General features: G+C 64.9%; 24 protein-coding genes and 4 tRNA genes. 13 read left to right on the forward strand and 15 right to left on the reverse strand.

Annotated features, from left to right (window positions below; translation table 11 throughout):
- The first annotated feature begins 123 nt into the window (after positions 1-123).
- The 4 genes from WS57_RS22530 to WS57_RS36085 are packed head-to-tail and all read left to right on the forward strand — an operon-like array spanning position 124 to position 5,209.
- Complete coding sequence (locus WS57_RS22530; RefSeq protein WP_069244875.1) at positions 124-2,796, forward strand: type VI secretion system Vgr family protein; 2,673 nt, start codon at positions 124-126, stop codon at positions 2,794-2,796.
- Positions 2,797-2,830: 34 nt separating this feature from the next.
- A complete protein-coding gene (locus tag WS57_RS22535) occupies positions 2,831-4,006 on the forward strand; it encodes a DUF2515 family protein (protein WP_059517988.1) in 1,176 nt (391 codons plus the stop codon).
- A gap of 2 nt (positions 4,007-4,008) precedes the next feature.
- A complete protein-coding gene (locus WS57_RS22540) occupies positions 4,009-4,911 on the forward strand; it encodes a hypothetical protein (protein WP_059602585.1) in 903 nt (300 codons plus the stop codon).
- Positions 4,912-4,927: 16 nt separating this feature from the next.
- Positions 4,928-5,209, forward strand: a complete 282-nt coding sequence (locus tag WS57_RS36085; RefSeq protein ID WP_081055932.1) for a PAAR domain-containing protein — start codon at positions 4,928-4,930, stop codon at positions 5,207-5,209.
- Positions 5,210-5,634: 425 nt separating this feature from the next.
- On the opposite strand, the gene WS57_RS22545 is transcribed toward WS57_RS36085, so the two are convergent.
- From WS57_RS22545 to rph, 4 genes are all read right to left on the reverse strand, one after another.
- A tRNA-Ser gene (locus tag WS57_RS22545) sits at positions 5,635-5,722 on the reverse strand.
- A 43-nt stretch (positions 5,723-5,765) separates the two neighbouring features.
- On the reverse strand, positions 5,766-6,980 hold the full coding sequence (hemW, locus tag WS57_RS22550; protein WP_009690979.1) for a radical SAM family heme chaperone HemW: 1,215 nt from the start codon (positions 6,978-6,980) through the stop codon (positions 5,766-5,768).
- Between the two features lie 49 nt (positions 6,981-7,029).
- Positions 7,030-7,659 (reverse strand): RdgB/HAM1 family non-canonical purine NTP pyrophosphatase, encoded by a 630-nt coding sequence (rdgB, locus tag WS57_RS22555; RefSeq protein ID WP_009690980.1) that lies wholly within the window; start codon positions 7,657-7,659, stop codon positions 7,030-7,032.
- Positions 7,652-8,392 carry a ribonuclease PH gene (rph, locus tag WS57_RS22560; RefSeq protein WP_009690981.1) on the reverse strand — a complete coding sequence of 247 codons (741 nt, stop codon included), beginning with the start codon at positions 8,390-8,392 and terminating at the stop codon, positions 7,652-7,654. The genes rdgB and rph overlap by 8 nt, the downstream gene beginning before the upstream one ends.
- A gap of 174 nt (positions 8,393-8,566) precedes the next feature.
- Between rph and WS57_RS22565 the strand changes: the two genes are divergently transcribed.
- The 4 genes from WS57_RS22565 to WS57_RS22580 all read left to right on the forward strand — a co-directional run bounded on the left by WS57_RS22565 (position 8,567) and on the right by WS57_RS22580 (position 12,874).
- Positions 8,567-9,490: a YicC/YloC family endoribonuclease gene (locus WS57_RS22565; RefSeq protein WP_069244876.1), complete on the forward strand. Its 924-nt coding sequence runs from the start codon at positions 8,567-8,569 to the stop codon at positions 9,488-9,490.
- Positions 9,491-9,497: 7 nt separating this feature from the next.
- Entirely contained in the window at positions 9,498-10,181 is a 684-nt protein-coding gene (gene gmk / locus WS57_RS22570) for a guanylate kinase (RefSeq protein WP_040126861.1), read from the forward strand.
- A 59-nt stretch (positions 10,182-10,240) separates the two neighbouring features.
- Positions 10,241-10,444 carry a DNA-directed RNA polymerase subunit omega gene (gene rpoZ / locus WS57_RS22575; protein WP_006025620.1) on the forward strand — a complete coding sequence of 68 codons (204 nt, stop codon included), beginning with the start codon at positions 10,241-10,243 and terminating at the stop codon, positions 10,442-10,444.
- Positions 10,445-10,507: 63 nt separating this feature from the next.
- Positions 10,508-12,874, forward strand: coding sequence for a RelA/SpoT family protein (locus tag WS57_RS22580; protein WP_069244877.1), 2,367 nt, complete (start codon positions 10,508-10,510; stop codon positions 12,872-12,874).
- 161 nt (positions 12,875-13,035) lie between these two features.
- Here WS57_RS22580 and WS57_RS22585 read toward each other — a convergent pair.
- The 3 genes from WS57_RS22585 to WS57_RS22595 all read right to left on the reverse strand — a co-directional run bounded on the left by WS57_RS22585 (position 13,036) and on the right by WS57_RS22595 (position 13,386).
- A tRNA-Arg gene (locus WS57_RS22585) sits at positions 13,036-13,112 on the reverse strand.
- Positions 13,113-13,172: 60 nt separating this feature from the next.
- A tRNA-Arg gene (locus WS57_RS22590) sits at positions 13,173-13,249 on the reverse strand.
- A 60-nt stretch (positions 13,250-13,309) separates the two neighbouring features.
- A tRNA-Arg gene (locus tag WS57_RS22595) sits at positions 13,310-13,386 on the reverse strand.
- 132 nt (positions 13,387-13,518) lie between these two features.
- Between WS57_RS22595 and greB the strand changes: the two genes are divergently transcribed.
- The gene (gene greB / locus WS57_RS22600; RefSeq protein ID WP_009690986.1) at positions 13,519-14,082 is read left to right on the forward strand and encodes a transcription elongation factor GreB; all 564 of its coding nucleotides are present in this window, start codon (positions 13,519-13,521) and stop codon (positions 14,080-14,082) included.
- Positions 14,083-14,175: 93 nt separating this feature from the next.
- Here greB and WS57_RS22605 read toward each other — a convergent pair whose 3' ends face one another.
- Both WS57_RS22605 and WS57_RS22610 read right to left on the reverse strand, forming a co-directional pair.
- Positions 14,176-15,318, reverse strand: a complete 1,143-nt coding sequence (locus WS57_RS22605; RefSeq protein WP_059517981.1) for a porin — start codon at positions 15,316-15,318, stop codon at positions 14,176-14,178.
- Between the two features lie 498 nt (positions 15,319-15,816).
- Complete coding sequence (locus WS57_RS22610; protein ID WP_009690989.1) at positions 15,817-16,083, reverse strand: hypothetical protein; 267 nt, start codon at positions 16,081-16,083, stop codon at positions 15,817-15,819.
- A 393-nt stretch (positions 16,084-16,476) separates the two neighbouring features.
- Between WS57_RS22610 and WS57_RS22615 the strand changes: the two genes are divergently transcribed.
- The gene (locus tag WS57_RS22615) at positions 16,477-16,680 is read left to right on the forward strand and encodes a cold-shock protein (protein WP_006764903.1); all 204 of its coding nucleotides are present in this window, start codon (positions 16,477-16,479) and stop codon (positions 16,678-16,680) included.
- A gap of 144 nt (positions 16,681-16,824) precedes the next feature.
- Entirely contained in the window at positions 16,825-17,949 is a 1,125-nt protein-coding gene (locus tag WS57_RS22620) for an exonuclease domain-containing protein (protein ID WP_009690990.1), read from the forward strand.
- Positions 17,950-17,993: 44 nt separating this feature from the next.
- On the opposite strand, the gene WS57_RS22625 is transcribed toward WS57_RS22620, so the two are convergent.
- Both WS57_RS22625 and WS57_RS37675 read right to left on the reverse strand, forming a co-directional pair.
- Positions 17,994-18,587, reverse strand: coding sequence for a chorismate mutase (locus tag WS57_RS22625; protein ID WP_009690991.1), 594 nt, complete (start codon positions 18,585-18,587; stop codon positions 17,994-17,996).
- A 224-nt stretch (positions 18,588-18,811) separates the two neighbouring features.
- Positions 18,812-18,958 (reverse strand): hypothetical protein, encoded by a 147-nt coding sequence (locus tag WS57_RS37675; RefSeq protein ID WP_009690993.1) that lies wholly within the window; start codon positions 18,956-18,958, stop codon positions 18,812-18,814.
- A 198-nt stretch (positions 18,959-19,156) separates the two neighbouring features.
- Here WS57_RS37675 and WS57_RS22630 point away from each other — a divergent pair, with 198 nt between their 5' ends.
- Complete coding sequence (locus WS57_RS22630) at positions 19,157-19,546, forward strand: DUF2946 domain-containing protein (RefSeq protein WP_009690994.1); 390 nt, start codon at positions 19,157-19,159, stop codon at positions 19,544-19,546.
- Between the two features lie 125 nt (positions 19,547-19,671).
- Entirely contained in the window at positions 19,672-22,044 is a 2,373-nt protein-coding gene (locus WS57_RS22635) for a TonB-dependent receptor (RefSeq protein ID WP_069244878.1), read from the forward strand.
- Positions 22,045-22,209: 165 nt separating this feature from the next.
- Here the strand turns inward: WS57_RS22635 and WS57_RS22640 are convergent, their stop codons facing one another.
- From WS57_RS22640 to WS57_RS22655, 4 genes are all read right to left on the reverse strand, one after another.
- On the reverse strand, positions 22,210-22,464 hold the full coding sequence (locus WS57_RS22640) for a GlsB/YeaQ/YmgE family stress response membrane protein (RefSeq protein WP_039343362.1): 255 nt from the start codon (positions 22,462-22,464) through the stop codon (positions 22,210-22,212).
- A gap of 243 nt (positions 22,465-22,707) precedes the next feature.
- A complete protein-coding gene (locus tag WS57_RS22645) occupies positions 22,708-22,920 on the reverse strand; it encodes a hypothetical protein (protein WP_059602594.1) in 213 nt (70 codons plus the stop codon).
- Positions 22,917-24,653, reverse strand: a complete 1,737-nt coding sequence (locus WS57_RS22650) for an FAD-dependent oxidoreductase (protein WP_059602595.1) — start codon at positions 24,651-24,653, stop codon at positions 22,917-22,919. The genes WS57_RS22645 and WS57_RS22650 overlap by 4 nt, the downstream gene beginning before the upstream one ends.
- A 166-nt stretch (positions 24,654-24,819) precedes the next feature.
- On the reverse strand, positions 24,820-25,629 hold the full coding sequence (locus WS57_RS22655) for a helix-turn-helix transcriptional regulator (protein WP_009690046.1): 810 nt from the start codon (positions 25,627-25,629) through the stop codon (positions 24,820-24,822).
- Between the last annotated feature and the right edge of the window lie 63 nt (positions 25,630-25,692).

Below are 25,692 nucleotides of genomic sequence, written 5' to 3' on the forward strand. Positions count from 1 at the left end.
GGGGCAGCGGGCAGTGGCGTGACGCGTGCCGGTCGGCGATTTGATTGCTAGAATCGCGCGCTGAGAGCGCCAGTCATCCTGGTGAAAAAAGCGGATGGTGAAAAAGCAATAAAAAGGATTGGAATGAGTGCGCAGGACATCATGAGGGCGATTCAGGGGGGGCTGATCCAGCAGGACCGCCTGCTGAAGCTCGATACGCCGCTTGGCCCCAATGTATTGTTGCCGCAACGGGCGATGGGCCGTTCCCGGATCGGACGGCATTTCGAATTTACGCTAGACGTTCTGTCGACGCGCAGCGACCTCAAGCTGAAAAGCCTGGTCGGACAGCCCGTGACGCTCTGGATCCAGCAGGGTAACGGGTCTTATCTGCCCCGTCACGGCCATGTCCATACGGTGCGGCGGCTCGGATCGGAAGGCGGCCTGACCAGCTACCAGATCGGCTTTGCGTCCTGGATGCATTTCCTGAAGTTTCGCCGCGACCAGCGCATCTGGCAGGACAAGCCGGTCGACGAAATTCTCCGGGACGTATTGAATGCGCATCCGCAGGCGAAAGGCCGATTTGACTTCGCGCTGTCGAAGCCGCTGCCGGCCAGATCGTATTGCACGCAATACGAGGACGATTGGAACTTCGTCCATCGATTGATGGAAGAAGAAGGGCTGTTCGGCATATGGAAGCAGGCCGACGACGGCAAGTCCCACACGCTTACCGTCGCGGACGGCCTGGATGTCTGCGAGCCGCTCGCTGCCGGGGCCGTGCGATTTTCCCGTTACGGCATGCACCGCGAGGTCGATGCGCTGGTGCAATGGTCCGATTGTCGAAGCCTGCATAGCGCCGCGCTCACGACACGTACCTTCGACTACAAGCATCCGTCGCCACTGGCAAACCCGAAGGGCACCCACATGCCGACGGTGTCGCACGAATTGCCGGAGCAACTGGAGGTATACGAGTACACCGGCCCTTATACGTATCTGAAGCAGGAGCGTGGCGATCATCTGACCAAGGTACGCATGGAGGAGTGGGAGTCGCGGGCGAAGCGGTTCTATGGTATCGGAGGGCTGCGCGCGGTGGATGCGGGACGGTCGTTCGAACTCGTCGGACACCCGGAGCACGAACGCGACTCCAGCGAGCGGCGGCAGTTTGCCGTCATCGAAGTGGTGTGGCTGATCGAGAACAACATCCCGGGCTCGAGCCACCACGCGAATTTCGCACACAGCCTGCGGCGCCGGTTGAGCGACGCGATAGCCGACCATGCCGAGGACATGTCAGTATTCCGTGCGTCTCATCACGACGGTTCCGAGGGGTTCTTCCTGACCGAGATCGAGGCGCAGCGCAAATCCGTGCCGTATCGCAGTCCGTTCGAGCACGACAAGCCCGTCATGCAGATGCAGACCGCAACCGTGGTCGGCGCGCAAGGTCGCGAGGTCCATACCGACGAGCTGGGCCGGGTCAAGGTGCAATTTCACTGGGACCGGATCGGCGAGCGCGACGAGCGCAGTTCATGCTGGATGCGCGTCAGCCAACCGTGGGGCGGGCGGGGGTTCGGGATGATCCACCTGCCGCGGATCGGCGACGAAGTCATCGTGTCGTTCCTCGATGGATGTCCGGACCGCCCCGTCATCACCGGGCGAGTTACCAATGGCACCAACTTCGTGCAGTGGAAGCTGCCCGACAACGAGGCGCTGTCGGGCCTGCGCTCGCGCGACCTCGGCGGTGCGCAGGCGAATCAGATCGTGGCCGACGATACGCCGGGCAAGCTCCAGGTGCAGGTATCGAGCGATCATGCGCAGTCACGCCTCGTGGTCGGCTACAACACGCGCATCGACGGACATGCGGGGCGTGGTACGGGGCGCGGGACCGGATGGGAGCTGGCGACCGACTCCTGGGGCGTGCTGCGCGCGAACCAGGGAATGCTGGTGACGACGGAGACGCGCGCCGGCGCAACGGCCCCGGCGAAGGACATGGGCGAGACGGTGCAGCGCCTCGCGCAGGCGCGCGAGTTACATGACACGCTCGCCAGGGCCGCGATCCAGGCGCAGGCGCAGGACGGGCAGGATCAGCCTGAGGTGGTCAATGCACTGCGCAAACAGGGCGATGAAATCTCGGGGCAGGGCGGCGGAGATTATCCGGAGCTGTCGAAACCGCATCTGGTCATCGCGTCGCCGGCCGGGATCGAAGCGACAACAGCGGGCAGCATCCATCTGGCCAGCGCGGAGCATACGGCGCTGACGGGCGGCGGACATGTCAGCGTGAGCAGCGGCAGCAGCCTGTTGGCTTCCGCGCGCAACGCGATCCGTCTTTTTGCGTACAAGCTCGGTATTCGGATGGTTTCGTATGCGGGCGACATCGATCTCAAGGCGTTGCAGAAGAACCTCAACCTGCTGGCGAAGCTCGAGATTACGCAGACCGCGAACCGGATCACGATCAAGGCGACCGAAGAGGTGATGCTTCACGGCGGCGACAGTTATATCAGCCTGAAGCCCGGGAAGATCACGGTGGGCGGCGGAGTGTACGAGGTCAACGCTCAAGCGAAGAACCTGCCGCCGAAGCCGATGGGGGTGAACGCGAACGGGCTGCCCGACGTTCAGGCGAACGACCAGAGGTTCCGCGTGCTGTCACCGACCGGCAAGCCGTTGCCCGGTGTGGATTACCGGATGACCACGCAATCCGGCGGGCATATCTTCAGCACGGACAGCCTGGGGCGCTCCCCCGCTTTGAATACGGCTGAACCGGAGCCCGCAGAGTTCCAGCTTCACTGGGACGAATTCGCTGCGGCACCCGACACGTCCCGCGCGTGACGGATTACTGGCACCCGATCAGGAGTACACGGTTTTGGCAGACACTGACAATCTGAAAGTGACGGGAACGACCGATCCCGATCCGAACACCTGCGTGGACGCGCAGTGCAATTGCAACATTATCTGGTCGCTTGCTCAGCAGTTCTCGATGCGGCAGATCGTAACGAACGCGCGCACGCACGATCACATGCCCGACTATCGCGAAGGCGAAGCGCACGTGTCGGGGGCACAGCTCGAGAAGCAGGCTCCGACGTTTGTCAGCGATCCGGAGGTCCGGGCGCGACGCATCGCTGCTGCATATGCACGCGTATTCCTCGAAGAATTTCACCTGGGGGACAAGAGCAAGATCGGCCGATTCTACTGGCTGGCGCTGGGTGCGTTCGCGTCCAAGCAGGTTGCCGCTACATTGGCGCTCTGGCAGGTGCGATACGCCGGACGCTGGACCGAGTTGCGCGCCGGACTGGGGCGGGGCAATCTCTGGCTCTTCAACGACGTGCTGGCATGGTTCTATGCGTATGCGGCCGGGTCCGACACGTTCGACAAATGCGTGCATGCGCGCGATAGCCGTAATTTTGTCGCGCAGGTCGCGACGAACTTTACACGGCAGTTAGCGTATGCCGATTCGATCGACAAGATTCCCTATGAGATCGATGGCGAGACTGGCAAAAAGAAGGACAAGCTGGGATATCTCAAGTGCACGCAGATCATTATTGACGGATTTGCGCAAGTCAAGGAATGGGAAGGTTGTGAAGATAAAAAGAAACCTGCTATTGCCTTTGCGCACTTAATTTCAATTGCCCAGCACGAACAAGGTGAAGTGCTGCAGGGCTTGATCTACGATGATCCAAAGTTCGCCAAATGGTTAAAGATTCAACGTGGTGCGCTGGCGACGTCCGATGATACGGCGATCAATAATTCGATGGATGCGATGGGGCGCGGCATGTCTGATGGATCGGACATTGCCCTGTCACCGGTCATTCGTGCCCTGGTGCCCAATCTTCAACTGGTCCTTACGTCGGACGATAAAACCGAGAATATTGAGTTTAGATCCGATGCGCCAGATCGGCTGGTGCTGGAGGATTATCAGAAGCGTATGGACTGGATTATGGGTGCGGCAAAGAAATTTCACGGGTTGATGCAGGGAGTGCGAAGGGGTGTAATGATGAATCACCTGACTGAAATAAAAAGCTGGGGTGATAGACCAGAATGAAAATGAAAAAGATATCATTTTTTTCACTGATTATTGGCGTGTTCCTCGCTGGTATCGTTTTTGCGATGCATGACGGGAATTCCCAGGTAACCGTTGATAAAGGCAATCGCATGAATTCATCACCTACACTTGTCCGGTTTGGCGACCCTAAAGACTCCGACCTCAAGGGGCCGGGAACGTCGGTTGATAATCACTCGTCGGGTGCGAGGTTTTATCAGCACGACTGGATGAGAGGCAATCTTGGGACGGTCGAGTTCGAGCATGGAAAACACAGCTTCATGATCGACAACGTGTTGTCGGCGATAGGGTCCGCCGATACGGATGTGCCGGGCGGTATTTACCAGTGGAGCATAAATTTCGGGGTGAGTCCGGAGCAGGCTGACACGCATGAGGCCGCTATGGCTCGGATGGCGAAACTCTTTCGAGATTTGCGAGCGAAAGGCTGGATTCGGTGTATTGATGTAGGTGATCCTCGCTTGACCGGGAAGCAGGCGTGGGATCGTCTACGCGTTGATTCGGTCTACTCGCTGGATCCGGATTACACGCCGACTATTGACGAATGGAAGGTCGCGATCAGAAAGATGCCACATTGGGTATTTTATGCAGATGGCGTCTATCTCGATGTATCACTCACGGAAAGCAACATGGGAGGTTTCGTCGGCAAGACGACTTATCTCCTGACTATGGATATAAAGAACGAATATGCGTTCTATGGCTTGGGGTACTTTCCGGGCAACGCCGACAAAATTCGTAACTGGAAGACGTTGCTTCCGGCAGAGCTGCAGAAGTACCACGCGAAGCGACTTGCCACCGAGGCTGAGCTGAAAGCACAAGGCTATACGGTCGATACGGCCTATCAGGATCCACCGATCAAGGCCTTGCAGGGATCGTCCACCAATCCATGACGACGAGGCGCAGGCGATGCGAGCAACAGTAGGCGGAAGAGCGCAAATTGTGGTCGGTGACGCGACCAGCCACGGCGGACGCGTGATTTCTGGTAGCCCGTCCTCGACATGGGGGCGCGAGGAGATTCCCATTGCGCGCAAGGGCGACAAGGTGACCTGCCCGATATGCGCACCTCACGTATTCGAGATTGCGGAAGGGTGCGCCGATAGCCTGGACTTCGGTGCGCCGGTTGCGCTGGAAGGGCACACAACGACCTGCGGTGCGGTTTTGCTGGCGCGGGCCGGCGACGCGGACTGACATTCGGGCCGGGGCGCGCGGACATTTTCGACGCGCTCCCGGCACGCTCATCGAGCGTCATCGATGCTGCATCCGATGCAGGCTGATGTCGGCTGGCGCACGCACTGATGAAGAAAACGCTATTTTTTTGCGCCGATCCTGTCGGTGTTGCTGCTTGCGTCGCGCTGGCCGCTGTTCTCCAGGTTGCGTGCAGGAGGATGGATGCGTTATGTCGACACGGACGATCAGGCGCCGCCGATCAAGGCGTTGCATGAATCGCCCCTGACTCCGTGACGAGGTGACGACCTGGCGTCGCGATTGTAGTTCCCGACGGTGCAGCAGCCCGTTCCCCCCGCCTCAGCCGGAACATGCCAACGCTGCACATCCCCGCCAACCATCCCGCAGAAACGAAAAACGGGCCTTGCGGCCCGTATTCATTCAAGTGCTGGCGGAAGCGGTGAGATTCGAACTCACGGACAGTTTCCCGTCGCCGGTTTTCAAGACCGGTGCCTTAAACCGCTCGGCCACGCTTCCACACGAGGCGGCATTGTAACCGAAATGCCGCCTCGATTTGTCGTCAATCGTCACGCAGGAACAGTTCCTGCAGATCGTTGAGAAAGCGCTGGCCGAGCGGCGTCGGCGCGATCTGCGCGAAATCGCGCGCGATCAGCCCGCGTCGTTCCGCTTCCTTCAGCGCCGGTTCGATCGTGCTGATCGGCAGGCCCGTGCGTTCGGCAAAGCTGTGCACGGGAAAGCCCTCGACCAGCCGCAGCGTGTTCAGCATGAACTCGAACGGCAGATCGCGCGCGCCGACCTCGCGCTCCTCCTGCACCGGCGTGCCGGCCATCGCCTGCTCGATGAAGGTCGCCGGATGCTTGTAGCGCGCCTGCCGCAGGATCCGGTTCGGAAACGACAGCTTCGTATGCGCGCCCGCGCCGATCCCGAGATAGTCGCCGAAGCGCCAGTAGTTCAGGTTGTGCTTGCACTGATGGTTCGGCTTCGCGTACGCGGACACTTCGTATCGACCGTAGCCGGCCTCCGCCGTGCGCGCGTGTATCCATTCCTGCATGTCGGCCGACGCATCGTCGTCGGGCACGGCAGGCGGGAATTTCGCGAACATCGTGTTCGGCTCGAGCGTCAGGTGATACAGCGACAGATGCGGCGGCGCGAACGACAGCGCGGTCTCGATATCGGCCCGGCACTCGTCGAGCGTCTGGTTCGGCAGCGCGAACATCAGGTCGAGGTTGAAATTGTCGAACGTCTTCGCGGCGATCTCGACGGCCGCGCGCGCCTGCGCGGTATCGTGGATGCGGCCGAGCGCCTTCAGGTGCGCTTCGTTGAAACTCTGGATGCCGACCGACAGCCGGTTCACGCCGCTTGCGCGGAACTGCGCGAACTTCGCGGCTTCGAACGTGCCCGGATTCGCTTCGAGCGTGATCTCCGCATCGGCGTCGAGCGGCAGCAGCGCGCGCACGTCCGACAGCAGCCGGTCGAGGCCGCCTGCCGACAGCAGGCTCGGCGTGCCGCCGCCGATGAACACCGTATGCACCTGGCGTCCCCAGACGAGCGGCAGCGCCTGTTCGAGATCGGCGCGCAGCGCGTCGAGATACTCGGTTTCGGGAAACCGTTCGCCCTTCCATTCGTGCGAGTTGAAATCGCAGTACGGGCACTTGCGCACGCACCACGGAAAATGCACGTACAGCGCGAGCGGCGGCAGCGACGTGAGCCGCACCTGTCCGGGAGACGTGAAGGTCGCGACGACGCGCGCGCCGGTTTCGGCGGCCTGGCTCATGCAGCCTCCCGAAGTGTTCCGCCGCAAGCGGGGCGGCGGCGTTGCGTGCTCATGCCGCTTCCTCCTCAAGCCGCGCGAGCAGCGCCTTCAGCGCACGCGCGCGATGGCTGTGCGCGTTCTTCACGGCCGGCTCGAGTTCGGCCGCCGTCGCGCCGAGCGCCGGCAGGTAGAAATACGGGTCGTAGCCGAAGCCGTGTTCGCCGCGCGGCGCATCGACGATTTCGCCGTCCCAGCGGCCTTCGGCGAACAGCGGCTCGGGATCGTCCGCGTGGCGCACGAGCGCGAGCACGCAGCAGTAGTACGCACGACGGTCGGCGACGTCGCGCAACTGCTCGACGAGATACGCATTGTTCGCCGCGTCGCCTTTGTCGCGGCCCGCGCGCTGCGCGTAGCGCGCCGAATAGACGCCCGGCGCGCCGCGCAGCGCGCGCACGCACAGACCGGAATCGTCGGCGATCGCCGGCAATCCGGTGAGCCGCGACGCGTGGCGCGCTTTCGTCAGCGCATTCTCGATGAAGGTGTGGAACGGCTCGTCGGCCTCCGGCACCGCGAGATCGCCCTGCGGGACGATCTCGATGCCGACCGTCGAGAACAGTGCGCTGAACTCGCGCAGCTTGCCGGCGTTGTTCGACGCGAGCACGATGCGCGACAGCGGCGCGGCGATGCGATCGTCAGCCATGAGCGGCACCCAGCACGTCCTTCTGCAGTTGCACGAGCTCGCCGATCCCGCTTTGCGCGAGATCGAGCAGCGCATTCATCTCGGCGCGCGAGAACGGTACGCCTTCGGCCGTGCCCTGGACTTCGACGAAGCCGCCGGCGCCCGTCATCACGACGTTCATGTCGGTATCGCAGCGCGAATCTTCCGCGTAGTCGAGATCGAGCACGGGCGTGCCTTCGTAGACGCCCACCGAGATCGCGGCGACGTGATCGACGATCGGCGAGCGTTCGAGCTTGCCGGCCGCGATCAGCTTCGACACCGCGTCGTGTGCGGCGACGAACGCGCCGGTGATGCTGGCCGTGCGCGTGCCGCCGTCGGCCTGGATCACGTCGCAGTCGATATGGATCGTGCGCGGCCCGAGCGCCTCCAGGTCGAACACCGCGCGCAGCGCGCGGCCGATCAGGCGCTGAATTTCCTGCGTGCGGCCGGTCTGCTTGCCGCGCGCCGCCTCGCGGTCGCTGCGCGTATGCGTCGCGCGCGGCAGCATCCCGTATTCGGCGGTCAGCCAGCCTTGCCCGCGTTCGCGCAGGAACTCGGGCACGCGCTCGGCGACGCTCGCCGTGCAGATCACCTTGGTGTCGCCGAATTCGACCAGCACGGAGCCTTCCGCGTGTTTCGTGTAGTGGCGCGTGAGTGCGACCTTGCGCAGTGCGTCGGCGCGGCGGCCGCTCGGGCGGGAAAAGGAGGACGTCATGAGCGAATCGTTAGGAGAAGGAGGAAACCCCGATTTTAGCGCCGAACGGCGGTGCCGCCCGGCGGGGTGGTCCGCAAAAATGGGATAATGCGCGCTTCCCGCCCCGCGCTTTGCGATGCGCCGGGCGCCTCGACATATCCCGCCCGCAAGGGCACCCAGACGGCGAGACGAACCATGATCTATAGCATGACGGGCTACGCGAGCGCGACGCGCGAACTCGCGGCGGCCACCGGCAATGGCGGCGCCAGCGTATCGGTCGAACTGCGCACCGTGAATTCGCGCTTCCTCGACCTGAATTTCCGCATGCCGGACGACGTGCGCGCGTGCGAATCCGCGCTGCGCGAGATGCTGATGAGCAAGCTGTCGCGCGGCAAGGTCGACGTGCGCATCAACCTGCAGCGCGGCGAGCAGAGCATCGGCGCGGGTGCGCTGAACCAGACCGCGCTCGGCCAGCTCGCCGACCTGGAACGCTCGGTGCTCGACGCGTTCCCGGGCGTCGGCCGCCTGCGCGCGGGCGAGATCCTGCGCTGGCCCGGCGTGCTGGCCGAGAGCGGCGTGTCGGCCGACGCGATCCGCGACGCGGTGCTCGCGTGCGGCAAGGAAGCGATCGGCGAACTCGTCGTGGTGCGCTCGCGCGAAGGCGCGCAGCTCGCGACGATGCTGCTGTCGAACGTCGCCGAGATGGAGGCGATCGTCGCGCGCATCACGCCGCTCGTGCCGGAGCTGATCGCGAAGCACCAGCAGAAGATCGTCGAGCGGCTGCAGGAAGCGCTTGGCATCGCGGCGCCCGAAGGCAGCGCGCCAATCGTCTCGCGCGAGGAAGCCGCGGAGCGCATCCGTCAGGAAGTGACGATGTACGGGATCCGGATCGATATCGCGGAAGAGCTGTCGCGACTCACCGCGCACCTGAACGAAACGCGTCATGTGATCGAGAAGGGCGGCCGCGTCGGCAAGCGTCTCGACTTCATGATGCAGGAATTGAATCGCGAAGCGAACACGCTCGGCTCGAAGGCGGCGGCGAAGGAACTCGCCGATGCGTCGATGGCGCTCAAGCTGCTGATCGAGCAGATGCGCGAGCAAGTGCAAAACCTGGAGTAAAAGCAAGATGACCGAATCCACCCGCGACGGCCACGCGTCGCATTCGCTGCACGGCGGAGTCTATCCCGGCAACCTGTTCATGGTGGTCGCGCCGTCGGGCGCCGGCAAGTCGACGCTCGTGAACGCGCTGCTGTCGAAGGACAGCGACATCTGCCTGTCGATCTCGTACACGACGCGCAAGCCGCGTCCGGGCGAGCAGGATGGCCAGCACTACCACTTCACGACCGTCGACGATTTCCGCGCGCGTCATGCGGCGCACGAATTCCTCGAGAGCGCCGAAGTGCACGGCAACTACTACGGGACGTCGCGCCTGTGGATCGAAGAGCAGATGAAGAACGGCCACGACGTGCTGCTCGAAATCGACTGGCAGGGCGCGCTGCAGGTGAAGAAGCAGTTCCGCAACGCGGTCGGCATCTTCATCCTGCCGCCGTCGCTCGACGCGCTCGAGGAGCGCCTGAAGAAGCGCGGCCAGGACGAGCCGAACGTGATCACGCGCCGCCTGCTCGCCGCCGGCAGCGAGATCGCGCACGCCTCGGAAGCGGAGTACGTGGTGATCAACGAGAATTTCGATCGTGCGCTGGCCGAGCTCGAATGCATCGTCGCGGCCACGCGCCTGCGCTTTGCTTCGCAGTACGCGCGACACACGGAGCTGTTCATCGAACTGGGCATCCATCTGCCCCACGCGGAATGACGCGGGGTACGAGGGACATAAGGTAGAATAAGGACTATATTCAGAAGGAATTACCCAACATGGCTCGCATTACTGTCGAAGACTGCCTGAAGCAAATCCCGAACCGCTTCGAACTGGCGCTCGCCGCCACCTATCGCGCGCGGCAGCTCGCGCAAGGCCATACGCCGAAGATCGAGAGCCGCGACAAGCCGACCGTCGTCGCGCTGCGCGAGATCGCGGCCGGCCAGGTGGGCGTTGAGATGCTGAAGAAGGTGCCGGTGTAACGCGCATCCGGCCCGTTCCAGCCATGTAACCCCCGCGCGCAACGACTCGACCTGGAGGCGAATATGAGCACCACCCCATCGTCCGCCTCCGCGGATTCGATCACCGAAGCCACGGCCCAGTCGCCTGCGCGCCAGTACATCGACGCGGTCCTCGAACAGTCCTTCCGGCATCTGTTCGGGCCGACCGCCACACCGGAGCAGCCGCGCAAGCACGGCGTCGTTTCGATCGCGAAACTGACCGCCGCGCTTGCCGAGTATCTCCCTCCGGAAGAAATCAAAGAGGTCAAGGCGGCGTTCCATTTCAGCGACGAAGCCCACCTCGGTCAATATCGCCAGAGCGGCGAACCCTATATCACTCATCCCGTCGCCGTCGCGGAAATCTGCGCCGGCTGGAAGCTCGACGCGCAGGCGATCATGGCCGCGCTGCTGCACGACGTGATGGAAGACCAGGGCGTGACCAAGAGCGAGCTGGCCGAACGGTTCGGCCCGAAGGTCGCCGAACTGGTCGACGGGCTGTCGAAGCTCGACAAGATGGAATTCCGCAGCCGCGAGGAAGCGCAGGCGGAAAACTTCCGCAAGATGCTGCTCGCGATGGCGCGCGACGTGCGCGTCATCCTCGTCAAGCTCGCCGACCGCCTGCACAACATGCGCACGCTCGGCGCGGTGCCGACCGAGAAGCGCCGGCGCGTCGCCCGCGAGACGCTCGACATCTACGCGCCGATCGCGCACCGCCTCGGGTTGAACAATACGTACCGCGAGCTGCAGGACATGAGCTTCGCGAACTTCAACCCGCATCGCTACGCGACGCTCGAGAAGGCCGTGAAGGCCGCACGCGGCAATCGCCGCGAAGTGATCAGCAAGATCCTCGAGGCCGCGCAGCGCGCGATGAGCGACGCGAAGATCGGCGCCGAGATCACCGGCCGCGAAAAGACGATCTACAGCGTCTACCGGAAAATGCGCGACAAGCAGCTGTCGTTCTCGCAGGTGCTCGACGTGTACGGTTTTCGGGTCGTCGTCGAGAATCCGCTCGACTGCTATACGTGCATCGGCGCGCTGCATGCGCTGTACAAGCCGGTGCCGGGCAAGTTCAAGGATTACATCGCGATCCCGAAGATCAACGGCTACCAGTCGCTGCACACGACGCTCGTCGGCCCGTTCGGCGCGCCGATCGAGTTCCAGGTGCGCACGCGCAAGATGCACGAGATTGCCGAGGCCGGCGTGGCCGCGCACTGGCTGTACAAGAACGGCGGCGCGGATCTCAGCGACGTGCAGAAGCGCGCGCACCAGTGGCTGAAGTCGCTGCTCGACATCCAGAGCGAAGCCGGCGATTCGAGCGAATTCCTCGAGCACGTGAAGATCGACCTGTTCCCGGATGCGGTCTACGTGTTCACGCCGAAATCGAAGATCATGGCGCTGCCGCGCGGCGCGACCGCGCTCGATTTCGCGTATTCGATCCACAGCGATCTCGGCAACCAGTGCGTGGCCGTGAAGATCAACAACGAGCTGCTGCCGCTGCGCACCGAGCTGAAGAGCGGCGACATCGTCGAGGTGATCACCGCACCGTATTCGAAGCCGAACCCCGCGTGGCTCGGCTTCGTGCGCACCGGCAAGGCGCGCTCGGCGATCCGTCACTACCTGAAGACGATGCGCCTGAACGAGTCGGTGCAGCTCGGCGAGCGGCTCGTCGACCAGAGCCTGAAGGGCTACGGCCTATCGCTGGCCGACGTCGGGCCCGAGGTGTGGGAAAAGCTCGTGCAGTGGACGGGCAACAAGAGTCGCCAGGAAATCTTCGCCGACATCGGCCTCGGCCGGCGCGTCGCCGCGGTGATGGCCAAGCGCATCGAGGTGCTGATGAGCGGCCGCGACGCGGACGACGATCTACCGAAGGGCGAGCGGCACGCGGCGCAGCACGCGCCGCCGGTCGTGATCACCGGCACCGAAGGCATGTCCGTGCAATTGTCCGCATGCTGCCGGCCGATTCCGGGCGACGCGATCATGGGCTATATCGGCATCGGTCTCGGGATGGCGATCCACACGACCGACTGCCGCGTCGCCCAGCGCATCCATCGGCGCGACCCGGGCCGCTGGATCGACGTCGAATGGGCGCCGCAGCCGGGCCGGCTGTTCGACGTCGCGGTGAAGGCGCTCGTGAAGAACGCGAAGGGCATCTTCGCGCGCGTGGCGGCGGACATCACGTCGGCCGACGCAAACATCGTCCATATCGCGATGGACGAGGACCTGACGCACGAATCGACAGTGCTGCGCTTCGTGATCCAGGTCAGCGACCGCGTGCACCTCGCGAACGTGATGCGGCGCGTGCGGACCAACCCGGACGTGATGCGGATCATGCGCGAACGCTCCACCGACGACGGCGCGCATGCGCGTCACGACGGCGGGATGCGCATCGAGCGCGAACGGCAGGATTACTGACGCGCATTCCGCGCTCGGCGAGACGGACGGCGGCCTTGGGCCGCCGTTTTTGTTGATGGCGCCGTGACGGGGATTACGTCACGCGGCGGGCGCGCGAAGATGCACGCAGGGCAGGGCGCGGAAAAGAAAAAGGGCCTTCCCGGAGGAAGGCCCTTCTGAGGTGGCGCGGCTGGCAGGATTCGAACCCACGACCCCTTGGTTCGTAGCCAAGTACTCTATCCAACTGAGCTACAGCCGCACGCAAAGCGGTACTACTTCAACTGTCGGAACCTTCTGCGATGGGAAGGCCCCCAAAAAGTGGCGCGGCTGGCAGGATTCGAACCCACGACCCCTTGGTTCGTAGCCAAGTACTCTATCCAACTGAGCTACAGCCGCACGCAAAACGCTACTACATCGAACTGAAAGGGCCTTCGGTTGGGAAGGCCCTCGAAAAGGTGGCGCGGCTGGCAGGATTCGAACCCACGACCCCTTGGTTCGTAGCCAAGTACTCTATCCAACTGAGCTACAGCCGCACGCAGAAGCGAAATTATAGCAGGGTTGTATAAAAAGGGAAGCCTTATTCGCAAAATAGGCGACGCGGCCTCGCGGGCGCGCCCTTCGTGTACCCTTGAAGCATCCGTTACCCGTATTGTTGAATCTGCATCATGAACAAGGCGTTTGTCAAAGAGTCGGACGGCGACGACGACGATCTCGACCAGGCCCAGCCGGCGATCCCGGCGGGCGCGAAGAACTACATCACGCCGGCCGGGCACAAGCGGCTCAGGGACGAGCTGCTGAACCTGATCGACGTCGAGCGACCCGAAGTCGTGCGGCTCGTTTCGTGGGCCGCATCGAACGGCGACCGTTCGGAGAACGGCGACTACATCTACGGCAAGCGGCGGCTGCGCGAGATCGATCGCCGCATCCGCTTCCTGACCAAGCGGCTCGATCTTGCCGAGGTCGTCGACGCGAGCCGGCAGGAGAATGTCGACCAGGTGTTCTTCGGCGCGACCGTCGACTATGCGACGCCCGACGGCGAGGATCACACGATCACGATCGTCGGGATCGACGAGGTCGACCTCGATCGCGGCTGCGTGAGCTGGATCTCGCCGGTCGCGCGCGCCCTGATCAAGGCGAGGATCGGCGATACCGTCACGCTGATGACGCCGGCCGGCCCGCAGCCGATCGACGTGCTCGACGTGCGCTATCCGGCGGCAGGCGAGGCCTGAGCGCCGCCAGTGTCGCGGGCAAGGAAAAAGCGCCCTGACCGGGCGCTTTTTTCGTGGGCTGCACGGCGGCAGCCGGACCGGTGTGCCGTCCGCTCAGAAGCGATGGCGCATGCCGGCCGTGACCGCGATCTGCTTGTTGGACGACGACGCCGTGCCGAGCCCGTTGATGTTCGCGCCGATCGGCAGGCCGTCCGCCAGCACGCGCTGATACTCGCCCTGCAGATAGACGTCGGTGCGCTTGGACAGCGCATAGTCGGCCTGCAGGTTGAACTGGTGCCAGCTCGGCTTCTGGCCGTCGAGGCGGCCGTCCGTGTACGTATAGGAGCCTGCGAGCGAGAACGCCGGCGTCAGTGCGTAGCGGCCGTTCACTTCGTAGTTGTTGAAGCGCGTGCTGCCGGCCAGCGGAATGCCGGACGACACGCCGGACTGTCCCGCACTGATGGCGGCGGAATCGTTCAGGCGCGTCTGCGTGAACACGAAGCCGGCCGTCGCGGGGCCGAACGCGTAGTTCAGGCCAGCGCCCCAGGTGCGCTGCCGGCTGGCCGCGAAGGTCCAGTCGCCGGCCACCGCGCCCGGGTCGCTGGCCGCCTGCGACAGCGCGTTGATGTTGTTGTTCAGCTGCATGTACGCGGCCGCGACGTTGAAGCCCATGAAGCTGTACGACGCGCCGACGCTGTACGCACGGTTGTTCGAGAAATTGCTCGAGTTCGAGAAGCCGTACAGCGCACCGAACTTGAGCCCGCCGTAGTTCGCGCTCTGGTACTTGACCGCGTTGTTGATCCGGAACGAATTGTTCAGGTTGTCGTTGTCGAACGGGTGCGCGAACTGGGTGCCGCCGTATTGCGTGCCGGTGAGCGACAGCGGGCCGAGATAGTCGACGACGCTGTCGTACTGGCGGCCGAGCGTCAGCGAGCCGAAGCTGTCGTGCGCGAGGCCGACGAAGGCCTGCCGGCCGAATTCGCGGCCATTCTGCTTCAGCGTGCCGTTGTTGATGCCGAAGCCGTTTTCCAGCGTGAAGATCGCCTTCAGGCCGCCGCCGAGATCCTCGGTGCCGCGCAGGCCCCAGCGGCTGCCGTTGATCGAGCCGCTCGTTTCCTGCCACGCACTGTGGCCGCCCTGGTTGTTCGTGTAGGTGATGCCGGCGTCGATCAGGCCGTATAGCGTGACGCTGCTTTGCGCGTGGGCGGTCGCGACGAACGCGCCCGACAGCGCGGCGAAGATCAGGGTCTTTTTCATGGATCTGTCTCCAAACAGGATGATGTGTCGATCGAACCTGCTGCTGGCATCGACGGCGCACCTGGCGGCGCCGAGCCTGTCGGGCGGGGCGCCCTCGTCGGAAATCCACCTGCAGTGTACGGAGTGACGCGGTCGGCGAAGAAAACTGCTTTAAGCAATACAGTATTTTGGATTCCGCAAGAATGGAGAAATGCGCTCAAACCCCCGTCAATCAAGGATTTGCGGCGGTGCGGAAAACGCAGAAGTCGATCAGGAGTACGGAAATGGCGTTGCGCAATCGCGACAGGATTGCGCAGCGGTCGGCTGCCGCCATTGCGCGATTATTGACACATCGGCAATAGAGGTTTGTGCGGAGCATTGATAATGAAAGGATGTTCTCTCGCTATACTGCCATCTCTGCTTTCCGAAGCAGACTTTTTCGTTGACGGAAAAGATCTCCAAACCTTTGTCGGCGCGACTTCCCAGTCGCGCTTTTTTTTTGCTCGACCGTTCCGTCCGTTATTGCGCGTACGAGCGCCGCTTACGCTTGCCCGCGGGCGCGGGGGCCTCGGTGTCAGCCGGCGGCGGCGTATACGTCCAGTCTTCCATCACGTAATGACGCGCGTCCAGCGGCGAGGCGAGCAGGTTTTGCCAGTGGTCGCCGTGCCACGTCGGATCGAACTCCGTATCGCAAGGGGTTTCACGGGTGGCGTTGGCGAGCGCGCGGGACTTGCGGCGCAGGCGCCCGAGTCGGCTCGCGAAGCGCTTGATTCCGTCCAGCCACATGACGCTCTCCCTCCAGTCAACATAATGTCAGCATCGCAACGTCCCCCGCTTTCCGCAACCCGGAAAAAACCCCGAGGAATTTACCGAATCGATTTGTCCCCGGTAGGATTTTCGCGTTCCGAATAATAAATGATCCGATCCCGGTAATATTGACAGGTTTCTGATGCGAATCAATTAATCATGGGTGATCGGGTACCGATTCCACCGGCATTAGCACTTTTTTGATAAAGCGGTCGCCAAAAATTTTCTTGACGCGCCCTGATCGCCCAATTTATAAAGTGAGCACTCCGCCCCCGGGCGGTGGCTGGCGCGGGTGCCGGCGTACGGCTTCGGGATTTCGGGAAACGGCTATAAAAGTAGCTTTTTTGATCTAATCCAGTGGGGAACGAAGGTATGGATACCGGTATCGTGAAATGGTTTAACGATGCTAAAGGTTTCGGCTTTATTACGTCGGACAATGGCGGTGAGGATTTGTTTGCGCATTTTTCCGAAATCCGGATGGACGGTTTCAAGACGCTGAAGGAAAACCAGCGCGTTTCGTTCGATGTGAAAGTCGGCCCGAAGGGCAAGCAGGCAGCGAATATCCAGGCGATCTGACGCGCCGCGCATTGCCGATCACGTCCGGCCCCCGTATTGCGGGGGCTTTTTGCATTTCGGGGCCGGAAAAGGGCGGGGCGCCGGGCTGGCCGCGACCCCGCCTGGCGGTGCATACTCACGGAAGCGTCGCTTTTCCGTCTTTTCATGTCCGATTCCCGCCCGTCCGATCCCGCCTGCGAGCAGCCGCTCGTTTTCGTCGACCTTGAAACCACCGGCGGCTCGTCCGTCGAGCATCGCATCACCGAAATCGGTGTCGTCGAAATCGGCCCGCTCGGCGTGTCGACCTGGACTTCGCTCGTCAATCCCGGGCAGTCGATTCCCCCCTTCATCCAGCAGCTGACGGGCATTTCGGAGGCGATGGTGCGCGACGCGCCGTCGTTCGCGTCGCTCGCGCCGGCGCTGTTCGAGCGGCTCGACGGCAAACTGTTCGTCGCGCACAACGCGAGCTTCGATCGCGGCTTCCTGCGCGCCGAGTTCGAGCGGGCCGGCCTTGCGTTCAATCCCGACGTGCTGTGTACGGTGCGGCTGTCGCGTGCGCTGTTTCCGCGCGAGTCGCGGCACGGGCTCGATGCGCTGATCGAGCGGCACGGCCTCGTGCCGGCGGCGCGCCACCGCGCGCTCGCGGACGCCGATCTGCTGTGGCAGTTCTGGCGCCATTTGCACGAGATCGTGCCACTCGAACGGCTGCGCGACCAGATCGCCCGCACGACGCGTCATTTCCGCCTCGGGGGCGACCTGACGGAGGCGTGGCTCGACACGGCGCCGGCCGGCTGCGGCGCGTACGCGCTGTTCGGCGAAGCCGACGCGCCGCTTTACGTCGGCCGTAGCGTGCGCGTGCGGCAGCGGCTGCGCGCGCTGCTGACGGGCGAGCGGCGTTCGGCGAAGGAAATGCGGCTCGCGCAGCAGGTGCGACGCATCGAATGGCGGGAAACCGGCAATGAACTGGGCGCGATGCTCGCCGAGGCGCAGTGGATCGCCCGCCTGAGCCCGTCGTTCAACCGTCGTCCCGCCGATGCGGGTCGCGCCGGCGCTGCACCCTGGCCGTTCGACGGCGCGGTCGCATTCGAGGCGCACGGCGAGCGCCGGCTGTTCCACGTGATCGACGGCTGGCGCTACCTCGGCGTGGCGGAATCGCTCGATGCCGCCGCGCAACTCGCGGCCGACGACATCGACGGCGCCTTCGAACCGTTTACCCACCGCCTGCTGCAGACCCATCTCACGCGCGGTCTGCAACTGATTCCGCTCGCAGCGCTGACGCCGGCCGGGTAAGCGGGGCGGCGCGCGGCCAACGCGGCGCTATCGTCGGTCGAGCCTCAGCCGATCGCGCTTGCGCCGCCGGCCGCGCACACATGCGACAGCGCCGTATCGAGCGCCTGCGACTGCCCGGAGTCGTAGCGCGTGAGCGTCTTCCAGTTCGCGATGCTGCGCGCGAGCCGCGCCTGACAGTCGGGCGCATCGCGCAGCGGCCCAACCTGCGCCAGGCCCGCGAGCATTTTCTGCGTCAGCCGGTCGAGTGCCGGGCGCGTGCCGGTCGCGAGATCGGGCGGCGTGCCTTCGGGCGGCCGCGTTGCACGCCAACTGGCGAACAGCGCGTTCTGCACGTCCTTGCTGGCAGCGATCTGGTCTTCGAAGAACGCGCGTGCGAACGCGGGATCGACGCCGCTCTGCGGTGCGCGCCTGACGACGTTCTCCAGCAGCGCGGCTTCGCGCGGGCGGTCCTCGATCGGTTGATGGTTTGCCCACTTCCAGCGCGCGACGGGTTCGGCGAGCGCGAGGCGCTGCGACGCGAGCGCGACGAGATTGGTGAGCGCGGTGTCGTCGCCATCGGCAGTGGCGCGTTGCGACGGGACGAAAAGGGCGACGCCGAGCGCGGCGGCAGCAGCGCTGACACGAATGGCTTGCTTCATCGGGACGATCAGGGGAAACCGGGCGGGCCGGAGGTGGAAAACCAGAAGGATAGACGAAGACAGTCGCGCGGCGGAACGACGCGACAGGAGAATCAGCGGACGAGCCGATCCGGCACCGTCAGGCCGTTGCAGCCCGGGTGCAAGGAGAACTGCGCCGAAAACGCAGTGATGTACCGCACGATGGCGACGATCGACACGTGGCGGTTACAGAGCGGAACGGTCGTTCACTTCGGCGAGTACAGCTTGTGCTGCTCGTCGAAGAACGCCCGCACGTGCTCGGGCAATTCGGCGAGGAATTCCACGCCGACGGGTTCCGGATCCGGGCTCATCACTTGCTCGGGCGGCGGCATGCGGGTTGGTCTTTCGTCCATGATCGTTTCTCCAGCGGGTCCAATGATTATCAACCTCGCGCTCCGATTTATGCCAGTGGCGAATCGTTAGATTTTGTCTCTGTTGTATTAACGGCACATGCGCTGCGGCGTGCAGTGCGATGCCGACTATTACCCTCTGCAGAATCGGCAACAATCGAGTCGCTTGTTATACTTGCGCGCACTTTTTTCTGAGCCGCGATGAAACGTACGACGCGATGGATCGGCCTCGTCTGGCTGGCGCTGGTACTGAACGTACTGTCGCCCGTGATCGGCTATGCGCGTCTTGCGTCGAGCGGTTCCGGCGAACTCACGCTCGATTTGTGCAGCGCGGCAGGCGGGCATCGGGTCGTCCTCGCGCAGGCGGGCGGCGACCGCGATACGTCGTCGCTCGATCATGCCGGCGTCGCGCACTGCGTGTACTGCCCGGGCTTCGCGGCGAACGTTGCGCTCGGCACGAGCCTGCCTGCGATGCCGGGCTTCGTGCGGTCGTACGCGTATCGCGCGGTGACACCGGTCGTCGCCGATCTGCCGCGCAATCGCATCCGTCTCGCGCAACCGCGCGCCCCGCCTGAAAACGCTCCGATCTGACTGATGTCGCTCGCGCGCCCTTGGCGCGCGTGCCGCCCGCGGCCAGGGCCGCGTGCCGTGCCATTCGCGCGCGGTGCGTCGCCTTGCGCGCGGCGGCGTCCGATCCCGTTTTCAGGAATCCACTCATGTCGTTCTCTTTCACCGCGCGCGCGTCGCGCGGCCGGCTCGCGCTCGCGTGCGCAGCCGCTTTCGCGTTGCCCGCCGCCCATGCGGCATCGACGGACGGCGCGCGCGTCGATCCGCGCGAGGATGCTGCCGGCCGCTCCGCCGGCGCAGCCGCGTCTTCAGCGTCGGCCGCGGCCGGCGCGCCCCCGTCCGCCGCCCCGGCGGGCGATACGCTGCGCGCCGTCAGCGTGACCGCGCAACGGCAGCCGGTCGATCCGGATACGCCGGCCGTCGTCGAGTCGATCACGCGCGAGCAGATCGACTCGCACACCAACGTCAACACCGAGGACGCGCTGAAATACGCGCCGAACCTGATGGTCCGCAAGCGCTACATCGGCGACCGCAACAGCGTGTTCGCCGGCCGCGATTTCAACGAACTGCAGAGCGCGCGCGGGCTCGTGTATGCGGACGGCCTGCTGCTGTCGAACCTGCTCGGCTCGAGCTACGCGTATCCGCCGCGCTGGTCGCTGATCCCGCCCGACGACATCGCGCGCGTCGACGTGCTGTACGGCCCGTTTTCCGCGCTGTATCCGGGCAACGCGATCGGCTCGACCGTGCTGCTCACCACGCGTCGCCCGGAAAAACTCGAGGCGTCGCTGTCGACGCAGTTCTTCACGCAGCGCTATCACGACGGCTACGGCGTTGCCGACAGCTTCGGCGGCAATCATCAGACCGCGCGGATCGCGAACCGCGTCGGCCGCTTCTGGTTCGCGCTGTCGCTCGACCGGCTGGAGAACGACAGCCAGCCGATGCAGTACGCGAGCCCCAATGCCGCGTACAACCCGAAACTCGGCGCCGCGGTGCCCGTGACCGGCGCGGCGGCCGACATCGGGCCGAACGGCAAGCCGCGCACGATCGTCGGCGCGCAGTCGCTCGAGCGGACCGAGCAGATCAACGAGACGGTGCGGATGGGCTATGCGTTCACCGACCACGTCGACGCGACGCTCACGCTCGGGCACTGGGAGAACCATTACCGGCAGCACGGCGAGACCTTCCTGCGCGACGCGGCCGGCAATGCGGTCTACGGCGGCAACGTGTCGATCGGCGGCCAGAACATGACCGTCGCGCCGAGCGCGTTCGCACCGCAGCGCGGCGACCAGGAGAACTGGCTGTACGCGCTCGGCCTGAACGGCCGGCTCGACTCCGGCTGGCGGCTGTCGGGCATCGTGTCCGCGTACGACGTGTCGCGCGACGTGCTGCGCGCCGCGTCGAGTGTGCAGGGCGGGGCGGGCACGCTGTTCCAGGGCGACGGCACGGGCTGGCGCACGCTCGACCTGAAGGCCGAGGCGCCTGAAGTGAAGGGCCACACGTTCACGTTCGGCTATCACTACGACAACTACTTCCTGCGCAACGTCACGTACAACACGGCCGACTGGCTGGCCGGCCCCACCACGTCGCTCGCGAGCGTCTATCGCGGCGACACGCGCACGCAGGCGCTGTTCGCGCAGGACGCATGGCGTGTCGCGCCGGGCTGGCTCGCGACGCTCGGCCTGCGGTACGAACGCTGGGACGCATACGGCGGCGCGCTCGGCAACGCGAACGGCACGCTCGGTTATGCCGACCGCAGCGCGAACGCGCTGTCGCCGAAGCTCGCGCTGCAATGGGATGCGACGGACGTGTGGCGGTTTCGCGTGTCGTTCGCGACCGGCACGCGCTTCCCGACGGTCGGCGAGCTGTTCCAGGGCACGATCTCCAACAACGCGATCGTCAACAACAACCCGAACCTGCGGCCGGAAAAGGCGATCGACTGGGACTTCACCGCCGAGCGCGACGTGGGTGTCGGCGTCGTGCGCGCGAGCGTGTTCCAGAGCGACCTGCGCGATTCGATCTACAGTCAGACGACCGTGTCGGGCGCGTCGACCGTCACCAACATCTCGAACGTCGACCGTGTGCGCGTGCGCGGCGTCGAACTCGCGTTCAGCGGCGAGAACGTCGGACTGAAGGGGCTGTCGCTCGACGCGAACGTATCGGCGAGCAACGCGCAGATCCTGGCCGACGCCGCGAACCCCGCGTACGTCGGCTCGCGTTTTCCGCGCATCCCGCGCATGCGCGCGAACCTGCTCGCGTCGTACCGCTTCGACGAGCACTGGCTGGCGAGCGTCGGCGTGCGCTATTCGGGCCGCCAGTTCAACACGCTCGACAACAGCGACGTGAATCCGGACGTCTATGGCGGCACGAGCGCGTTCACGGTCGTCGACCTGAAGGCACGCTATCGCCTCGATCGTCACTGGAGCGCGTCGGTCGGCATCGACAACCTGACGGATCGCCGCTACTACGTGTTCCACCCGTATCCGGGCCGCACATTCTATGGAGAACTGAAATGGTCGCTGTGAAAGCGCGCGCGGGCGCGAGCGCATCGGCCGGCCGCTGGCCGACGAGCGCTCTGCTCGACGGCCGGCCGCGGCGCGTCGAACGCCGCTGAAGGGGGCACGGCGCGTGGCGAATGCCGCGCGCCGTGCCGATACGAAAACGCGCCCGAAGGCGCGTGGAGACGATCGTCAGGCCGCTCGCTTGAATAGACGGATCACGAACAGCAGGATCACTGCGCCGACGACCGCGACGATCACCGAGCCGATGAAGCCGCTGCCGATGCTGATGCCGAGGATCCCGGCAAGCCAGCCGCCGATCACCGCACCGACGATGCCGACGATGATGTCGACGATCAGCCCGAACCCGCCGCCCTTGACGAGCAGTCCGGCGAGCCAGCCGGCGATCGCGCCGATGATGAGCCACATAATCAAGCCATGAGTCATGGTGGTCCTCTCCTTGTGTTGAGTCGAAATGACCGGACGTCGGCTGTGTCGCCGCAAGCTGGATGCAGGCGGCTTCGCGACCCGCCGCGCCGCCCCCGCAATGTAACGCGATAGGCGGGTCGGAATCGTTAAGTAATGTTATGCACCCTTAACGGGATTTTCCAGGGAATTCGTCTGCCCACGACGTGAAGTGTGCGCAAAGCCGGCTTGATGAAATGAATTTGTAAGAAACGGACGAAGCCGTCATTGCCCGAGCGTCGATGCCGGCGCGAACGCATCGGGCAGCCCGTCGCCCGCATCGGCAATCAGTTGCGCGACGGTGGCGGTGTCGCCGATCGCCTCGATCGCGAGCAGTGCGAAACGGGCAAGAAAGAGCGGGGCATCGGTTTCGCCGATGCGGGTCATCGTCGTGCAAAGCGCGGTGTAGAACGTGTCGCGGTCGGCGTCGGTCATCATGCGTTCTCCTGAGGATCGGCTGCGGTATGCGCGTGCAGGCCCGCCCGTTCGAGCGCGGCCGTCAGATCGTCGGCGCGCGCGCCATGCCAGCGGCCGAGTACGTGTCCGTCGGGCCGCACGAGATAGACGGTGCCGTCGCGCGCGCCGTACATGCGGAACAACCGGCCGTCCTCGTCGTAGCCTCGGCAGGACGGCGGTTGCGGTGTCGCGTGCCGCGCCAGCACGACGAGCGCGAACGGCAGGCCGGCGCGATGCAGCCGACGTTCGAGATCGACGAGCGATGGATCGGGCGTGCCGTCGGCCGTGAAGCAGAACGCCGTGAAGCACGGCGCGACGAGGTCGGTCAGATGGGCGCGGCGTACTGCGCCGTGCTGCGTCGCATGCAGCATCAGCGGGCATTCGGCCAGCACCGTGCCGGGCGCGGGCCCGGCGTCGAACGCGTCGCGCGCGGCGGCATTGAGCGGCGACGCCGCATAGGCGATCGCCGACGTCTGGCGTGGATTGATCAGCGAGCGCAGCGCCGGGTGCCGGCTCGCGAGCGACAGCACGGCCTTGCGCATCAGCGCGAACGCGAACGACGGCGGCGCCATGAATTCGGTGCTCTTGGTGCCGTAGCGCAGATTCTCGTGCGTCGCGAACACGCGCTCGTCGGAATAGCTGTCGAGCAGCGCGTCCGCGGCGAGGCCGCGGATCACGTACGCGAGCTTCCACGCGACATTGTCGGCATCGTCGATGCCCGAGTTGGCGCCGCGCACGCCGAAGATCGGCACGAGATGCGCAGCGTCGCCGCAGAACAGCACGCGGCCGTGCCGATACCGTTCGAGCGTCAGCGCATTCGCCTTGTAGATCGTGATCCAGATCGGCGACCAGTCGCCGCGCTCGCCCATCATGTCGAGCAGGTTCTGCACGCGCGGCACCACGTTCTCCGGTTTCACGGCCGCTTCGGCATCCTCGTCGTCGCGCAGCTGGTAGTCGATCCGCCAGACGTTGTCGGGCTGCTTGTGAACGAGCACCGTCGAGCCCGGATTCGACGACGGGTCGAAATAGGCGAGCCGCTCGGTCGGCCGGTCGCTGTCAAGCGCGATGTCGACGATCACGTAGCGGCCCTCGTAGCTCGTGCCCTGAAGCGACAGGCCGAGCGCGTCGCGCATCGTGCTGCGTCCGCCGTCGCATGCGACGATCCAGTCGGCGTCGAGCGCATAGCCGCCGAGCGGCGTGTCGACGGCCAGGCGCACGCCATCCTGCTGTTGTGCGACGCCGACGACCTTCGTTTGCCAGCGGATCTCGATCAGGTCGGGGCGGCGTCGCGCGGCGTCGAACAGGAACTGTTCGATGTGGTACTGCGCGAGGTTCACCATCGGCGGCAGCTTCTGGTTCTCGTCCTGCGGCATCGTGAAGTGCAGCACCTCGTCGGTGCGGTAGAAGCTGCGTCCGCCGGTCCACGGCAGCCCGACGCGCAGGAAGTCGTCGAGCGCGCCGAGCCGCTCGATGATCTCCAGGCTGCGCCGCGAGATGCAGATGGCGCGGCTGCCGTGGCAGACCGCGTCGTCGGCCTCGAGCAGCACGCTGCGGATCCCGTGGTTCGCGAGACCGAGCGCGACGGCGAGGCCCACCGGGCCGCCGCCGACGATCGCGACGGCGTGCCGCTGCGTGTCGACGCCGCGATCGAGCGGCGGCAGGTGGGCCGGCTGGCGCTCGGCGACGAACGGATATGGCTTGAATTCGATGCCCATCGTGATTGGCTTCCAGGTAGACGGCGTGCAGTGCCCGCATGCGGCGATACATGCGATGCGTCCGTGCAGTATGGAAGCCGGCCGGTGCGCCGCTGTCCCCATTCCGGGTACGGCACCCGGACCGGGATTTACCCCGATGCGTGCGGGGCAGGCGGGCGTCGACCGCTCAGGGCTGCAGGCACAGCGCGAACAGCTCGCGCTGGCCGGAAATGCCGAGGCGGCGGTACGCGCGCTTCTGGTAGGTTACGACGCTCGATGCCTTCACGCCGATCGTCTCGCCGATCTCGTGCGCGCTCTGGCCGTCGAGCACGCCGCGCAGCACGTCGAGCTCGCGCTTGGACAGCGTCGGGCATGCGCGGCGCAGTCGCGCGAGCATCCGCTGCGGGATGTCGATCTGCATGGCGCCGGCGAGCGCGTAGTGATGTTTCGCGGCCTGCGCGATCAGCGGCGCGAGCGCCTCGATCTCGGCGATCGCGCGCGGCTCGAACGCGCCGCTGCGATGCGCGCGGTACAGGTTGATCGACAGCCAGACCGCGTCGTCGGGCTGCATCAGCAGCGACAGCCGCTCGGAGACGTCGGGGTCGCGGTAGCAGGCCGCGCGATACGCGTCGTGGCCGATCTCGTCGCCGGCCTGCCGATGCAGCAGCAGGTCGCGGCGCCGAGTGCGGCGCTGCGCGCTCGATACGATCGTCTGGTTGCCGTCGAGCGCGTAGAAGTGTCGCGCATAGGTATCGGCGACATCGCGCAGATAGCGGCCGCCGCGATGGTCGGCGACCGACACCGTGCGCGGGCGGTTGCCGAACTCGTACGCGAAGACCGTGCATTGCGTGACCGACAGCGCATCGTCGAACAGCTTCAGCACTTCGGTCGCGAACGCGTTCGGCTCGCTGCTGCCGATCGCGGCGACGAGGCTCGTTGCGCGGGACACGTGCAGCTGCCCGGTGAGGTTCGGTCGCTCGAGACGCCAGGTGCGCATGATGCAGGAGAAGGGCAGGGGATCCGGCGATTGTAATCGGCCGGATGCGGCGCGTGAGTCGGG

The organism is Burkholderia pseudomultivorans (genome assembly GCF_001718415.1).
Classification (GTDB): Bacteria; Pseudomonadota; Gammaproteobacteria; order Burkholderiales; family Burkholderiaceae; genus Burkholderia; species Burkholderia pseudomultivorans_A.

Coding starts and splice junctions, on each gene's coding strand:
- greB (WP_009690986.1), top strand. CDS start 13,519: ATGAACAAGGCGTTTGTCAAAGAGTCGGACGGCGACGACGACGATCTC.
- gmk (WP_040126861.1), top strand. CDS start 9,498: ATGACCGAATCCACCCGCGACGGCCACGCGTCGCATTCGCTGCACGGC.
- WS57_RS36085 (WP_081055932.1), top strand. CDS start 4,928: ATGCGAGCAACAGTAGGCGGAAGAGCGCAAATTGTGGTCGGTGACGCG.
- WS57_RS22635 (WP_069244878.1), top strand. CDS start 19,672: ATGTCGTTCTCTTTCACCGCGCGCGCGTCGCGCGGCCGGCTCGCGCTC.
- WS57_RS22540 (WP_059602585.1), top strand. CDS start 4,009: ATGAAAAAGATATCATTTTTTTCACTGATTATTGGCGTGTTCCTCGCT.
- WS57_RS22615 (WP_006764903.1), top strand. CDS start 16,477: ATGGATACCGGTATCGTGAAATGGTTTAACGATGCTAAAGGTTTCGGC.
- WS57_RS37675 (WP_009690993.1), bottom strand. CDS start 18,958: ATGGACGAAAGACCAACCCGCATGCCGCCGCCCGAGCAAGTGATGAGC.
- rph (WP_009690981.1), bottom strand. CDS start 8,392: ATGACGTCCTCCTTTTCCCGCCCGAGCGGCCGCCGCGCCGACGCACTG.
- WS57_RS22630 (WP_009690994.1), top strand. CDS start 19,157: ATGAAACGTACGACGCGATGGATCGGCCTCGTCTGGCTGGCGCTGGTA.
- WS57_RS22625 (WP_009690991.1), bottom strand. CDS start 18,587: ATGAAGCAAGCCATTCGTGTCAGCGCTGCTGCCGCCGCGCTCGGCGTC.
- WS57_RS22610 (WP_009690989.1), bottom strand. CDS start 16,083: ATGTGGCTGGACGGAATCAAGCGCTTCGCGAGCCGACTCGGGCGCCTG.
- WS57_RS22620 (WP_009690990.1), top strand. CDS start 16,825: ATGTCCGATTCCCGCCCGTCCGATCCCGCCTGCGAGCAGCCGCTCGTT.
- WS57_RS22655 (WP_009690046.1), bottom strand. CDS start 25,629: ATGCGCACCTGGCGTCTCGAGCGACCGAACCTCACCGGGCAGCTGCAC.
- rpoZ (WP_006025620.1), top strand. CDS start 10,241: ATGGCTCGCATTACTGTCGAAGACTGCCTGAAGCAAATCCCGAACCGC.
- WS57_RS22640 (WP_039343362.1), bottom strand. CDS start 22,464: ATGACTCATGGCTTGATTATGTGGCTCATCATCGGCGCGATCGCCGGC.
- WS57_RS22645 (WP_059602594.1), bottom strand. CDS start 22,920: ATGATGACCGACGCCGACCGCGACACGTTCTACACCGCGCTTTGCACG.
- WS57_RS22650 (WP_059602595.1), bottom strand. CDS start 24,653: ATGGGCATCGAATTCAAGCCATATCCGTTCGTCGCCGAGCGCCAGCCG.
- WS57_RS22530 (WP_069244875.1), top strand. CDS start 124: ATGAGTGCGCAGGACATCATGAGGGCGATTCAGGGGGGGCTGATCCAG.
- WS57_RS22565 (WP_069244876.1), top strand. CDS start 8,567: ATGATCTATAGCATGACGGGCTACGCGAGCGCGACGCGCGAACTCGCG.
- WS57_RS22580 (WP_069244877.1), top strand. CDS start 10,508: ATGAGCACCACCCCATCGTCCGCCTCCGCGGATTCGATCACCGAAGCC.
- WS57_RS22605 (WP_059517981.1), bottom strand. CDS start 15,318: ATGAAAAAGACCCTGATCTTCGCCGCGCTGTCGGGCGCGTTCGTCGCG.
- hemW (WP_009690979.1), bottom strand. CDS start 6,980: ATGAGCCAGGCCGCCGAAACCGGCGCGCGCGTCGTCGCGACCTTCACG.
- rdgB (WP_009690980.1), bottom strand. CDS start 7,659: ATGGCTGACGATCGCATCGCCGCGCCGCTGTCGCGCATCGTGCTCGCG.